This is a genomic window from Bordetella tumbae (assembly GCF_054780995.1).
Genome location: NZ_BAAGVG010000018.1, coordinates 739,117 through 751,924 on the forward strand (window position 1 = coordinate 739,117; position 12,808 = coordinate 751,924).

Here is a 12,808-nt window from a genome sequence, read left to right on the forward strand (position 1 = left end):
TCACGAAAACTCAGCGTCGTGGAGTGGCCCAATTGCCAGAGGCGACTGAGGCCAGCACGCAAAGTCCGTACGCTGTCATAGCCACGGCTCCGGTGACGAAAAACGCAGTCAGAGATCCTGTCACGTGTAGGATCAACCAACCTATGCCGGCGTAAAGCACCAGTCGCATCGCGCCGGCCAATAGCGGCCATTTCAATTGCCGCGCGCCCTGGGAGGCGAAGTAGAGCGCAAAACCCATTGCGAAAAATCCATAGAAGGGACCGGCAATGCGCAGATATTGCGCGCCGGTCTTCAGGAGTGTTTCGTCAGTGCCGAACAGCGTGAGCCAGGTTTCAGGCCAAATGGCAGCTGCCAAACCAACGGTTTCGGCAACAGCGAACGCCATGGCTCCACCAACCAAAGCAATACGTCGAGCACGCTCTGGCTGCCCAGCGCCAATGTTCGAGCCCACCAAGGCCACCATGGGGCCGCCGAGGCCGAAGGCCAATGGGATCAGCAGATACTCCAGCCTGGCTGCCGTAGCGTAGCCCGCCAGCGCCTGGGTTCCCGCGTAAGCACCAACGATTGCAGCCGTGGACGCGATCAATCCGTTCGTCAGCAAGGGGTTGATGCAAGCTAGGCCGCCCACGCCCAGGATGTTGCCCATCGGTGCCCAGTGAAGGGGGCCGAGGCGCAACCTGGCCGCGTTTCGCCCGCTCAAGCAATACCAGCCGAGGGCTAGCGTTCCGAGTGCCTGGTAGGCTACCAACGCCCAGGCACCGCCGGCTACGCCAAGCGGTGGCACGGGTCCAAAACCGAAGATCAATCCCGCGCAAATCGGGATCAGCAGTATGGCTCCGCCGCAAATGACTGCACTGGGTAGCAGCATGTTTCCCGTGCCACGTATCACGCTGGCCAGCGCACTCATCACCCACGTCAACATCAGTCCCCCGAACACGATATGACCGTATTCCTTTGCCGCTACCAGCGAGGCGCCTTCGGCACCCAGAAAGCGCAGCAAGGGCGTGTTGAACGACAGGAGCACCAACGTGAACACCAGGCCGATCGAGGCACTGAGGACGACGGCGTGTCGTGCCAGGGAGTCTGCCAATGCCTTATCGCCAGCGCCTAACGCTCGCGCGATAGCTGCGGAAATTCCTCCACCCATGGCACCTTGCGACATGTTCTGCATCAACATCAAAACGGGCACGACCACGGCTACACCCGCCAGTACATCCGTGCCGAGTTTAGCCAGAAACCACATCTCGATCAGGCTGGTCGAGGCAAGGGCCAGCATCATTACTGTGTTCGGCCCGCTCATTCGAAGCAGAGTCGGCACGATAGGATCATTCAGCATCCCCCGCAGACGCGGATTGGCCGCCCGTTGCACTGTTGCTTGTGCTGGTACAGAGGGAGTCACTAGTTTCATCGCTTGCCTGTGCTCTGGGATATGTAGAAGACCTTGATACGTCCGACCAAGTACGTGTATATGCAACTATCTAGATTGGGAATCTAGTTGCATATACCCCTAATGGTCAAGGATAATTGAACGATTGGACGCGTGGCCTGATGTTCATATCAAGGTTCACGCACCATGGTGACTATGGAGGTGGAGATGTCTTCAGCGACGCGTCTGAAAGACCCCCTGATTTGCAATGGCGCCGCCTTACGCAAGGCGACGCGACGCATCACCCAGCTCTATGATGGAGTGCTTGCCCCGTGTGGGCTCACCGTTTCACAGCGCTCTGTGCTCGTTCACATTGCGCGCGCTGAATCTGCGACAGTAAGCGAGCTGGCGCATGCGATGGTGCTTGACCGCTCATCGTTGGGTCGTAACCTCGAACCACTGACGCGTGAGGGCTATGTCGCAGTGCGATCAGACACTATTGATCGCCGCAGTCGGCGAGTGGAATTGACCGACAGCGGCAGATCGAAACTGGCAGAATCCAATCGCTTGTGGCGCAAGGCACAGGATCGCTTTGAATCTGTCTACGGTGCTGAACGGGCAGCTGCTTTGCGCCTTGCCTTGGCAGAAATTTTCTCGGATGAATTTGCCGAAGCATTCAAGCGGCCTACCGGCTCTTGCTAGAACCCACTGAGCCGCGCCAAGCTTGGTTTTCCGGAGGGTCAGCTCAATTTAGCATTACGCTGTAATTGGACGATTTTGGGTGAGTTTCGCTCCCCCTTGGCTCCTATTTGGCTCCTAGAAATCGTCATTTAACAGGAGGCGTTATGGCTATTTTGAAGCTGACCAAAACCGTTTTGGAAACTGCCACGGCCGCGGGCAAGCGTGGAGCTCACGCCCGGTCTCGCAGACTGGCCTTCAACCATCGACAGAATTCGCCCGCCGTCTGCGCATGCGCGCTATGTGCATGGACATAGGCGACGTAGCTCGCGCCCGAGCCGATGCGTTGATCGTCAAAACTAACCAATGAGCCATCCTGCAGTTGCTGCAGCACCAGCCATTGGGGCACCACCAGAAACCCAGCACCACCGATAGCTGCCGTCGCGGCCAGAAACAAGTGATCGTAGGTCGCCACGACGTGCAAGCGGTCGGGCGAGACCTCGGCAGCCACCGCCCAGATCGCAATCACATCGGGACGGGATCGGGCCGCAACCATAGGCATGCAGATCTCCGGCTGGGCGTTGAACCGCTCGATCACAGCAGGTGAGGCCACGCAGATCAACTCTTCGCGCACCAACTCCCAGCACTCCGTTCCTGGCAGGCTGAGGTCGCGTGAAATCAGAACATCGAAATCGTCGGATGTCTGAGGAGGCGACAGAGAGGTGATCAGATCGATCTGCACACCGTGCTTGGCGGTGTAAGTGCCCAGCGACGGGATGACGACGGTCATCGCGAAACTGGGCAGTGAGGTTCTGACTTTCAGCCTGTCATGGCGTTGGCCGCGCTGAGCCAGTAACTGCATGGTGAGTTCAATGGTAGACAACGCGTCTTTCACCGCCTCGAACAGCTGCAAGCCGGGCGGCGTGAATTCGATCGTGGAACCCCTGCGCACGAACAGCCGACAGTCGGCGAAGGTTTCCAGCGTCGAGATGTGCCGGCTGACCGCGCTTTGGGTGATGCCCAGCGAGTCGGCCGCACGAGTGAAACTGCCGTGGCGACCTACCGCCACGAATGCGCGCAGTGCGGTCAAGGGCGCATCGGGCGCTCTAGTATGCAAAATACTCATGTTTTCCCCGGGTATAGGAATACTGTCACGGAAATCGCATTGAACAGATTGAGCTGATCTATAGAATGAAAATCTTCCAAACAAGAAAACAAAAGGGGTTCGAATCATGTTCGGTCGCATGTTCAAGTTATGTATTTTACTCATCGCGCTGCCTCTCTCCATGAGTGTGACACGGGCCGCCGATGTCGTGCTTTATTCCTCCAACAATGTCGAGACGGTCAACCGTGTGCTGGACGGCTTCGCCAAGGCTCACCCGGATATCAAGGTGTCGGTTGTGCGTGCGGGAACGGGCGCACTCATGCAACGCATCAAGGCCGAAGCCAACAATCCCCTGGGCGACATTTTCTGGTCGGGTGGGCTATCCACCATCAGCGAGTTCCGCGACCAGCTCGCACCCTACGCTTCACCGCAAGCCGCCGCCGTACCCGCAGCCTATCGCGGCCCGGACAATCTGTGGCTCGGCACGAATACCCATGTGACCGTGCTGATGGCCAATCTCAAGCAGGTGCCGCAAGGCCAGTTACCCAAGGGTTGGGTGGACCTGGCTGACCCGAAATGGAAAGGCAAGATTGTCATTCCCGATCCTGAGCGCAGCAGCGCATCGTTCGTTGCGATGTATGGCCTGCACAAGCAGCTGGGGCTGGAGACGCTGACCAAGATTGCCCGCAACGCCGTCATCGTGGGCACCACATCAGCTGCGTATGAAGGCGTGGCCAAGGGCGAGTTTGCCGTCGCGGTCACCATGGAATATGCCGGATATGAATACATCGCCGGCGGCATGAAAGAAATCAAGCTGATCTATCCGACAGAAGGCACGTTCCTGTCGCCCGAAGGCATGGCCATCATCAAGAACGGCAAGAACCCGGAACCGGCACGCAAGCTGTACGAGTACCTGGCATCCAAGGAAACCCAGACCGAGGTATTCAAAAGCGCCTACCGCCGCCCCTTGCGCCAGGACATCGACGTCAGCGCACTGGCTGCCTTGCCCAAGCTGTCGGACGTGTCGATTGTCCAGCTGGACGACGCGGCCATGGGCGCGCAACGCGCAGAATTCATCGCGCAATGGCGCCAGATCATCAGCGCCCGCTGATCCTCTTTCTGATCAGCGAGCACAAGCCATCATGCAAGTTTCATTTGAATCCATAGTCCAGAGCTATGGTGGACAGAACCTGTTCAACGACCTGGATCTGACCCTGCCCAGCGGCAAATTTTTCACCCTCCTTGGCCCCTCGGGTTGCGGCAAGACCACGCTGCTTCGCATGCTGGGCGGCTTTGTTCGACCCGATTCCGGCAGGATTCTTTTCGGGGAAGACGATGTGACCCATGTGCCCGTGCACCGGCGTGGCGTGGGCATGGTCTTTCAGGACTACGCCTTGTTTCCGGACCGCTCCATCCTTGCCAATGTCTGCTATGGGCTGGCGGCGCGCAAGATTCCGCCCGCCCAGGCACGCGAACGCGCCATGGTCATGCTCGACCGCGTGGGACTGGCTGCGTTCGCCGATCGCTCCCCGGCAGCGCTGTCCGGCGGCCAACGGCAACGGGTGGCGATGGCGCGCGCACTGGTCATCCAGCCCAAGCTACTGCTGCTGGACGAACCGCTGTCTGCGCTGGACGTGAAGCTGCGGGTCGAATTGCGCGCCATGATTCGCGACTTGCAGACCGAGGCCGGCATCACGACGGTATTCGTGACGCACGATCAGGAAGAAGCGCTGGCCATGTCCGATCTGATCGCAGTGCTGGACCGAGGCCGCATCGTGCAGATAGGAGCCCCTCGTGACATCTATGCTTTTCCCCGTACGGCGTTTGCCGCGGATTTCGTTGGCAGCGCCAATCTCATCGCCATCGAGCAGGAGCTGCCGGGGTCTGAGGCCGGACTGCGTCGACTGAAAACTGCAGCAGGCGTGCTCATCACCAGCCACGACGCGCCGGTTAAGCCCGGCTCATCGCTCGCCATCAGAAGCGAAGAAATGCTGTTCAGCAATGCAGCGGTGGCAGATGAAGGGAATTTGGCGGGTGTGATCGAGCATGTTGAATTTCGCGGAAGTCTGACCGGTTACGCCGTGCGCACAGCGGCGGGCATCATTCGTATCGACGTGCGCACGATCCACGACGGTGCAGTACGCCGTACTGGCGATCCGGTGGTCTTGGCGCTTCCCCGTAACGCGCCCATCGTGGAGCCCTCATGATGCTCGGCTCACTCAAACGCGATCCGACCTGGCTCATCGTCGCTGTCATGGCTATCGGGCTGCTTGGCATCTTCCTGATCTGGCCGTTGATTGGCATGCTGGGCAAGTCCTTCATGGGCGCAGACGGGCAGATGGATCTGGGTGGATATGTTCGCTTCTTCTCCGACCCGTCCTATCGTGATGTGTTCTTCAACACGTTGATTCTGGGTGTGTCGGTCACCATCACCTCGATGCTGGTGGGAACTGCCATGGCGGTGATGGTCGCACGGTTCACCTTCCCGCTTGCTGGCCTGGTCACTGCATTGCCATTGATCACGTTGGTCATCCCTGACGTGGTCGTGGCCGCAGCCTGGTTGCTACTGCTGGGCAAGCAAGGCCTGGTCAACACGCTGATCTCGCCGCTGGGCCTTGAACTGCCGTCACTGTATTCCTGGTGGGGCCTGGTCTTCGTGATGACCTTGAACAACTATGTTTATGCGTTTGTCGCTGTACTGGTCGGATTGAAATCGATCGATCGCAATCTGGAAGAAGCCGCATGCAGTCTGGGCCAGCCCATCGGACGGGTGTGGAGCGGCGTGACCTTTCCCCTGTTGTTGCCCTCGATATTCGCGGGTGCGTTGATCGTCTTCACTCACGTGATCGGCAGCTTCGGTGTGCCTGCCATCCTCGGCGCGCGAACGCCAGTGCTGGCTGTGAAGGCGTACAACGAGTTCGTCAGTGAAATGGGCGGAAATCCCCAGATGCAGACCACGATGGCGTCAATACTTGTGTTTCTGGGTGCAGGGCTATTACTGATTCAGAAATTCGTCGTTGAACGTCGACAGTTTCAGATGGAATCAGGACGCAGTCCGTTGCCAATGGGTATATCCGGCGGCCGTGCAATCTTTGCCAGCACACTCGTGCTGTTCATGGTAGGGCTATCCATGCTGCCCGCCGTCGTCGTGATCATCACGGCCTTTACTCCGTCCATCGGCCCCGTGTTGCGTTATGGTGGCTTCACCTTGGCGCATATCCAGCACGCGTTGGTACGCGCACCAGAGCCCTTGTACAACTCCCTCTTTCTGGCTTCGATTGCCACAGCTGTCGGGCTGGTGTTCTCGGTTGCCTCGGCCTATCTCATCGTCAAACGCCGTTCGGTGCTGACCCACATCCTGGACGTGATGGTGATGCTGCCACTGACCATCGCGGGCACCGTGCTGGGCATTGCCTTGATTAACGCGTTCAACGCAGGCCCGATAGTGCTGACGGGCACCTGGGTGATCATGGCATTAGCGTACTTCTTGAGACGCATGCCCACTAGCGTGCGTGCGGCAGCCGGCCCGCTGCATAACCTGAAGGACTCCGTCGAAGAAGCATCAATGAGCCTGGGCGTCGCGCCCTTGCGCAGCTTCATACGCGTTGTGCTGCCCGTCATCATTCCATCAGTGATTGCTGCAGCCGTGTTGATGTGGATCACCACGTTATCGGAACTCTCCGCAACCGTGGTGCTGTATTTCGGCGGGATGAACACCATGCCCATCGAAATCTTTCAGCAGATCGACAGTGGTCGTATCGCGCTGGCATGCGCCTACAGCCTCGTCCTGCTGGCGACTATTTTCATACCCCTGGCGCTGGCGCGCTGGTTATTCAAGCTTAAAGTCGGAACGATAGAATGAACAACGACATAGACAATGTAGGTAAGGGGGCCGACGTAGGTCGTCCCTTCCTTGCTGATCGCGTGCTCGGCGCAAAACCTTCGGCGACCAAAGAAATGACTCGCATGGCCAACCAGCTCAAGCGCGATGGCCAGCACGTCATTACGCTCAGCCAGGGCGAGCCCGATTTCCCCACGCCGCAACACGTACGCGATGCGGCAAAAGCCGCCATCGACCGCAACGAATCGCGATACACAGATGTAGCTGGCACCTTCGCCTTGCGCGAGGCCGTCGTCCGCAAGTTCGAACGCGACAACCAGCTTCACTTTACGCCCGAACAGATTCAGGTCGGCTGCGGTGCCAAACAGTTGCTCTACAACGCGCTGCAAGCCACCATCAACCCAGGCGACGAGGTTGTCGTGCCGACCCCCGCGTGGGTGTCCTACCCCGAGATGGTGCTGCTCGCCGGTGGAAAGCCCGTCATCGTTCGCTGCGGCGCAGAGACCGCGTTCAAAATTACGCCTGCCCAATTGGAAGCGGCCATTACGCCACGCACCAAATGGCTGATGCTCAACTCGCCGTCCAACCCCAGCGGTGCCGTGTATTCGCACGATGAGTTGGCCGCTTTGGCCGAAGTGCTCGTACGCCACCCCCATGTGTGGCTGATGGCCGACGACATCTACGAAAAAATCCGCTATGACGACACCCCCTTTGCGACTCCCGCAGCCGTCTCGCCCGAGCTCGCCACGCGCACCCTTACCATCAACGGCGTGTCCAAAGCCTACGCTATGACGGGATGGCGGGTCGGGTTCGGTGCCGGGCCCGTCGAACTCATCAAGGCCATGAACCTCGTGCAATCGCAGTCGACATCGCACACCAGTTCCATCAGTCAGGCCGCATCGATTGCCGCGCTCGATGGCCCGACGGACTTCCTGCCAGGCTTCGTGGCCGCGTTCCGATCGCGCCGAGACAGCGTGGTCAGAAAACTCAACGCCATCGACGGCCTGTCCTGCGACCTGCCCCCCGGCGCCTTCTACGCCTTCCCCAGCTGCGAAGGCCTGCTCGGCAGACGCGACGCCGACAATACCGTCATCGCCACCGATAGCGACCTCGCGCTCTATCTGTTGCGCATGGCCGGCGTGGCCATCGTGCCCGGATCGGCATTCGAACTCCCCGGCCACTTTCGGGTGTCCTACGCTGCGTCCGACGAAGACCTCGAGATCGCCATGACACGCATCGCGCAAGCCTGCGCAACATTGCGCTGAATGGATGCAGGTTGCTCAAAGAGAGCAACCTGCGGCAATCAATATAGATAGAACGAGATCAACTCAAATGACCAAGAACCAGATCCTGCGCAATGCACTAAACAGCGGCAAGCTATTCACAGCTATGGCCGCACATAACCCCTTGAGTGCAAAGCTTGCCGAGCAGGCGGGCTTTGGCGGCATCTGGGGCAGCGGCTTCGAACTGTCAGCCAGTTACGCCGTACCCGACGCCAACATTCTGTCCATGGGCACCCATCTTGAGATGATGCGTGCCATGGCCTCCATCGTGTCCATCCCCATCATTGCCGACATCGACACCGGATTCGGCAACGCGGTGAATGTGCACTACATCGTGCCGCAATACGAAGCCGCCGGTGCATCGGCCATTGTGATGGAAGACAAGACCTTCCCCAAAGACACCAGTCTTCGTGCAAATGGCCGACAGGAACTAGTTCGAATCGAAGAGTTTCAGGGAAAGATTGCAGCCGCTGCAACATCACGCAAGGACAACGACTTTGTGGTGATTGCACGGGTCGAAGCGTTGATTGCAGGGTTGGGGCAGGAGGAGGCGATCAAGCGCGGGCTGGCCTACGAAGAGGCGGGTGCGGATGCGATCTTGATTCACTCCAAGCAGAAGACGCCGGATGAGATTCTGGCTTTTGTCCATGCCTGGCCGGGCAAGGTGCCACTGGTGCTGGTGCCTACGGCCTATCCGGCATTGACGGAGGCGGACATCAGTGCGCTGGGGAAGGTCGGGGTGGTGATTTATGGCAATCACGCGATTCGTGCGGCGGTAGGGGCGATGCAGAAGGTGTTCGCGCAGATTCGTCGTGATGGTGGCATTCGAGAAGTTGATGCGGAGTTGCCTACGGTGGGGGAGATTATTGGGCTGCAGGGGGATGAGGCGATGCGGGGGGTGGAAAGGAGGTTCTTGCGGTAGAGGTGGGCTGCTCGAGTGGTGTTCTTGGTGAACGCATGACATAGACGCACGCAATAACATCAATAAACTATTTCCTGCTACTCACTGGACGCCTCAAACGACGAACTGAAAGACAACGGCGGAAATACGGATTTAACGCTACGGTATTTGGCAGCACATGTCATACATGGTCGACATTAAAGTGTATGTGCTCAGCCTCCGAGGCCAGCCCACTCAGTTCTTCATCACCGACTGCTGGCTGATCGACTACAACGAGCATGGCCTACATGAAGCGCTGGGCGGCATCCCGGCGGTGCGAGCGCTGATCGACTTCCTGGTCGAACGATTCGCGGTACTGCACGCCGAGTAAGCCGTCCTAGGACCTGTACAGTCGGCTGGCGCGCAGCTGCCGCGCGGCTTCGCGCGGGTCGGGCCGGTCCAGGTATGGCAGCGTGCCCAGCAAGGGGGCCGGCAGGCGCTGTTCGAGCGCCTGTATGTTGGCTGGTGCCTGTTGCATTGCCGGGTCGACCTGGTTGGCTACCCAGCCTGCCAGGCGCAGCCCGCGTGCGGCAATCGCCTCGGCGGTGAGCAGGGCATGGCTGATGCAGCCCAACCGTATGCCCACCACCAGGATGACCGGCAGGCCGAGCCGCTGCGCTAAGTCGGCCGTGTCCTGATGGTCGTTCAGCGGCACGCGGAAGCCCCCCACCCCTTCGATGATGATGGCGTCCGCATGTGCGGTGGCCTGCCGATATGCCTGCACGATGGCCTCCGTCTCCAGCGCCACGCCCTCGGCGGCGGCGGCGATGTGTGGTGCGGCCGCGGCGCGCAGCACGTAGGGGCAGTGTCCCGCGCCGGGCAGCGCCACGGTGCTGGCCTGGCGCAGTTGCTCTACGTCCTCGTTGAGCCAGCGGCCGTCGGCCGGCTGCGCGCCGGCCGCCACGGCCTTCAGGCCGGCCGCCGACCGGCCGTGCCGCGCCGCCGCGATCAGCAGCGCGCAGGACACCAGCGTCTTGCCGATCTCGGTGTCGGTGCCGGTGACGAAATAGTCGTGCGGGCGTGGCATATCAGGCATGGCCGAGCTCATCTTCCAAGCGGTTCAGGGTATGGACCAGCCGGTCCACGTCGGCGGGCTGGTGCGCCGCCGAAAGGGTCACGCGAAGGCGCGCGGTGCCGGGCGGCACGGTGGGCGGCCGGATAGCGGGCACCCACAATGCCGCGCGTTCCAGCGCCGCCGCTGCGCGCAGGGCCGCGGCGTTGTCGCCCAGCACGACCGGCTGGATGGCGGTGGGGGTGGGGTCGTGGCGCCAGCGCCGCAGGCGCAGGCCGGCCTGCAAGCGGCCGGTCAGGGCGCGTAGATGCGCACGGCGTCGTGCGCCCTCCGCGCCTTCGATGAGGTCGAGGCTGGCCAACAGCGCATGGGCCTGCGCCGGCGCTGCGGCGGTGCTGAAGATATACGGCCGGGCGCGGTTGACCAGCCAGTCGATCACGGTCGTGTGTGCGGCCACGAAGGCCCCGCCCACGCCGGCGGCCTTGCCGAGCGTGCCGATCATCACCAAGTGCGGCGAGCTCAGGCCCAGCTGCTCCAGCACGCCGTGGCCGCGTTCGCCCAGCACGCCGAAGCCATGCGCATCGTCCACCACTAGCCAGGCGCCATGGCGCTCGGCCAGTGCCAGCAGCTCGCGCAGCGGAGCAATGTCACCGTCCATCGAAAATACTCCGTCGGTCACGATCAGCCGGGTACGCGCCCGGCTGTCCGCCAGCAGCCTGTCCAGCATGCCGGTATCGCGGTGCGGGTAGACTTGGACGCGCGCGCGCGACAGCCGCGCGCCGTCGATCAACGAGGCATGGTTGAGCGCTTCGGAATAGATCTCGGCGTCCTTGTCGGCGAGCGCGCCCAGCACCGCCAAGTTGGCCATGTAGCCGGTGCAGAAGTACAGCGCCCGGACCTGCTCGATATGCGGCGCCAGCATGGCCGCCAGCCGCTCTTCCAGTTGCGCATGGGCGCGGCTGTGGCCGCTGATCAGGTGCGAGGCCCCGCTGCCCGCGCCGTAGCGCGCGGCGCCATCGGCCAGGGCGGCGATTATCGCCGGGTGGGCCGCCAAGCCCAGGTAGTCGTTGCTGCAGAAGGCCAGCATATAGCGGCCATCGACGCGCACTTGGGGCGCGCAGGGAGTATCGGTGGTGCGTCGGCGGCGGCTCAGATCACGCGCCTCGAGATCGCGCAGGCTGGTTTCCAGGGAGTCGAGCAATTGCATCATCGGGCCTCCAGTGCGTCGTCGAGCGTGGCCAGCGTCTCGCGCGCCAGCCAGGCGGTGGTTGCCTCATCCAGCACGTAGGGCGGCATCAGGTAGACCGTGGCGCCGATGGGGCGCAGCAGCAGGCCGCGCGCCAGCGCCGCCGTCGCATAGCGCTGCGCGAAGCGGGCATCGGCCGCCACGTCGAACGCCCAGATCATGCCGGTGCGCCGCCAGTGGCGAACCGCGGGGTGGTGCCGCAGTGGCGCCAGGGCCGCATCGAATTGCGCCACCCAGGCGCGGTTGCGCGCCAGGATGTCGTCTTCGTCGAAAATGGTCAACGTCGCCAGCGCCGCGCGGCAGGCCAGCGGGTTGCCGGTGTACGAGTGCGAGTGCAGAAAGCCGCGCGCCACGTCGTCATCGTAGAAGGCGTCGTAGATGGCGTCGGTGCTCAGCACCAGTGACAACGGCAGGTAGCCGCCGGTGATGCCTTTGGACAACGTCATCAGGTCGGGCCAGATGCCGGCCTGTTCGCACGCGAAAAATGAGCCAGTGCGCCCGCAGCCGACCGCGATCTCGTCGGCGATCAGGTGCACCTGGTAGCGATCGCACAGCGCGCGCACGTGGCGCAGGTAGGAGGAATCGTGCATCGCCATGCCCGCCGCGCATTGCACCAGAGGCTCGATGATGACCGAGGCGATCTGCCGATGGCGGGCTTCGAGCAAGGCCTGCAGGTTGGCAGCGGCGCGTTGCGCGACGGCGGCAGCGTCTTCGCCGGGGCCTGCTTGGCGGGCATCGGGCGACGCCACCACGTGGGCATGGCGCAACAGGGGATCATAGGCGTCGCGGAACACGGCCACGTCGGTGACGCCCAACGCGCCCAGCGTCTCGCCGTGGTAGCTATGGCGCACGCAGACGAATTCGCGCTTGTTGGTGTGACCCTCGTTGCGCCATGCGTGGAAGCTCATCTTCAGGGCGATTTCCACCGCCGATGCACCGTCCGAGGCATAGAAGCAATGGCCCAACGCGCCGCCAGCGAGCGCCGACAGCCGCTCGGCCAGCTCAACGGCCGGCGCGTGCGTGCAGCCCGCCAGCATCGCGTGCGGCAGCCGGGCCAGTTGGTCGTGCAGCGCGGCGTTGATGCGCGGGTTGGCATGGCCGAACAAGTTCACCCACCACGAGCTGATGGCGTCGAGGTAGCGGCGGCCATCCATGTCGACCAGCCACGGCCCTTCGCCACGCGCCAGCGCCAGCAAGGGCATGGTGGCTTGGCGCTTCATCTGGGTGCAGGGATGCCAGACGTGGCGCAAGCTGCGGGCGCGCCAGTCGGCGGTGCGGGAATCAGGTGCGCGATCGTGCATTGCCGGCTCCAGAACCAAGCCGGGCCCGCCTCGCGG

At 61.8% G+C, this 12,808-nt stretch carries 12 protein-coding genes; 7 read left to right on the plus strand and 5 right to left on the minus strand.

From position 1 onward, the window contains the following. Positions 1-10 precede the first annotated feature (10 nt). Complete coding sequence (locus tag ACYVI2_RS18270; RefSeq protein ID WP_415816512.1) at positions 11-1,336, minus strand: MATE family efflux transporter; 1,326 nt, start codon at positions 1,334-1,336, stop codon at positions 11-13. A gap of 258 nt (positions 1,337-1,594) precedes the next feature. Between ACYVI2_RS18270 and ACYVI2_RS18275 the strand changes: the two genes are divergently transcribed. Continuing rightward, on the plus strand, positions 1,595-2,068 hold the full coding sequence (locus tag ACYVI2_RS18275) for a MarR family winged helix-turn-helix transcriptional regulator (RefSeq protein ID WP_415816167.1): 474 nt from the start codon (positions 1,595-1,597) through the stop codon (positions 2,066-2,068). A 208-nt stretch (positions 2,069-2,276) separates the two neighbouring features. Here ACYVI2_RS18275 and ACYVI2_RS18280 read toward each other — a convergent pair whose 3' ends face one another. Beyond that, a complete protein-coding gene (locus ACYVI2_RS18280) occupies positions 2,277-3,170 on the minus strand; it encodes a LysR family transcriptional regulator (protein ID WP_415816169.1) in 894 nt (297 codons plus the stop codon). A 160-nt stretch (positions 3,171-3,330) separates the two neighbouring features. Here ACYVI2_RS18280 and ACYVI2_RS18285 point away from each other — a divergent pair, with 160 nt between their 5' ends. The 6 genes from ACYVI2_RS18285 (at position 3,331) to ACYVI2_RS18310 (ending at position 9,544) form a co-directional block, all read left to right on the plus strand. Beyond that, complete coding sequence (locus tag ACYVI2_RS18285) at positions 3,331-4,260, plus strand: ABC transporter substrate-binding protein (protein WP_415816171.1); 930 nt, start codon at positions 3,331-3,333, stop codon at positions 4,258-4,260. 31 nt (positions 4,261-4,291) lie between these two features. Continuing rightward, positions 4,292-5,356: an ABC transporter ATP-binding protein gene (locus tag ACYVI2_RS18290; RefSeq protein WP_415816173.1), complete on the plus strand. Its 1,065-nt coding sequence runs from the start codon at positions 4,292-4,294 to the stop codon at positions 5,354-5,356. Further along, on the plus strand, positions 5,353-7,011 hold the full coding sequence (locus ACYVI2_RS18295; protein WP_415816175.1) for an ABC transporter permease: 1,659 nt from the start codon (positions 5,353-5,355) through the stop codon (positions 7,009-7,011). The genes ACYVI2_RS18290 and ACYVI2_RS18295 overlap by 4 nt, the downstream gene beginning before the upstream one ends. Further along, positions 7,008-8,255, plus strand: coding sequence for a pyridoxal phosphate-dependent aminotransferase (locus ACYVI2_RS18300; protein ID WP_415816177.1), 1,248 nt, complete (start codon positions 7,008-7,010; stop codon positions 8,253-8,255). The genes ACYVI2_RS18295 and ACYVI2_RS18300 overlap by 4 nt, the downstream gene beginning before the upstream one ends. 67 nt (positions 8,256-8,322) lie before the next feature. Further along, positions 8,323-9,195 (plus strand): phosphonopyruvate hydrolase, encoded by an 873-nt coding sequence (locus ACYVI2_RS18305; RefSeq protein WP_415816179.1) that lies wholly within the window; start codon positions 8,323-8,325, stop codon positions 9,193-9,195. A 166-nt stretch (positions 9,196-9,361) separates the two neighbouring features. After that, complete coding sequence (locus tag ACYVI2_RS18310; RefSeq protein ID WP_415816180.1) at positions 9,362-9,544, plus strand: integrase core domain-containing protein; 183 nt, start codon at positions 9,362-9,364, stop codon at positions 9,542-9,544. Positions 9,545-9,550: 6 nt separating this feature from the next. On the opposite strand, the gene bioD is transcribed toward ACYVI2_RS18310, so the two are convergent. Genes bioD through bioA form a run of 3 tightly spaced genes read right to left on the minus strand, consistent with a single transcriptional unit; the run spans position 9,551 to position 12,772 of the window. Continuing rightward, positions 9,551-10,240, minus strand: a complete 690-nt coding sequence (gene bioD / locus ACYVI2_RS18315; protein WP_460490341.1) for a dethiobiotin synthase — start codon at positions 10,238-10,240, stop codon at positions 9,551-9,553. A 1-nt stretch (position 10,241) separates the two neighbouring features. Then, a complete protein-coding gene (gene bioF, locus ACYVI2_RS18320; RefSeq protein WP_460490342.1) occupies positions 10,242-11,432 on the minus strand; it encodes an 8-amino-7-oxononanoate synthase in 1,191 nt (396 codons plus the stop codon). After that, a complete protein-coding gene (gene bioA, locus ACYVI2_RS18325; protein WP_415816184.1) occupies positions 11,432-12,772 on the minus strand; it encodes an adenosylmethionine--8-amino-7-oxononanoate transaminase in 1,341 nt (446 codons plus the stop codon). Before bioA ends, bioF begins: the two co-directional genes overlap by 1 nt. Between the last annotated feature and the right edge of the window lie 36 nt (positions 12,773-12,808).

Bases quoted from the DNA above. Each gene is read 5' to 3' on its own strand.
- bioF (WP_460490342.1), bottom strand. From the start codon at position 11,432: ATGCAATTGCTCGACTCCCTGGAAACCAGCCTGCGCGATCTCGAGGCG.
- ACYVI2_RS18305 (WP_415816179.1), top strand. From the start codon at position 8,323: ATGACCAAGAACCAGATCCTGCGCAATGCACTAAACAGCGGCAAGCTA.
- ACYVI2_RS18285 (WP_415816171.1), top strand. From the start codon at position 3,331: ATGAGTGTGACACGGGCCGCCGATGTCGTGCTTTATTCCTCCAACAAT.
- ACYVI2_RS18310 (WP_415816180.1), top strand. From the start codon at position 9,362: ATGGTCGACATTAAAGTGTATGTGCTCAGCCTCCGAGGCCAGCCCACT.
- bioD (WP_460490341.1), bottom strand. From the start codon at position 10,240: ATGCCACGCCCGCACGACTATTTCGTCACCGGCACCGACACCGAGATC.
- ACYVI2_RS18300 (WP_415816177.1), top strand. From the start codon at position 7,008: ATGAACAACGACATAGACAATGTAGGTAAGGGGGCCGACGTAGGTCGT.
- ACYVI2_RS18295 (WP_415816175.1), top strand. From the start codon at position 5,353: ATGATGCTCGGCTCACTCAAACGCGATCCGACCTGGCTCATCGTCGCT.
- ACYVI2_RS18270 (WP_415816512.1), bottom strand. From the start codon at position 1,336: ATGCTGAATGATCCTATCGTGCCGACTCTGCTTCGAATGAGCGGGCCG.
- bioA (WP_415816184.1), bottom strand. From the start codon at position 12,772: ATGCACGATCGCGCACCTGATTCCCGCACCGCCGACTGGCGCGCCCGC.
- ACYVI2_RS18290 (WP_415816173.1), top strand. From the start codon at position 4,292: ATGCAAGTTTCATTTGAATCCATAGTCCAGAGCTATGGTGGACAGAAC.
- ACYVI2_RS18280 (WP_415816169.1), bottom strand. From the start codon at position 3,170: ATGAGTATTTTGCATACTAGAGCGCCCGATGCGCCCTTGACCGCACTG.
- ACYVI2_RS18275 (WP_415816167.1), top strand. From the start codon at position 1,595: ATGTCTTCAGCGACGCGTCTGAAAGACCCCCTGATTTGCAATGGCGCC.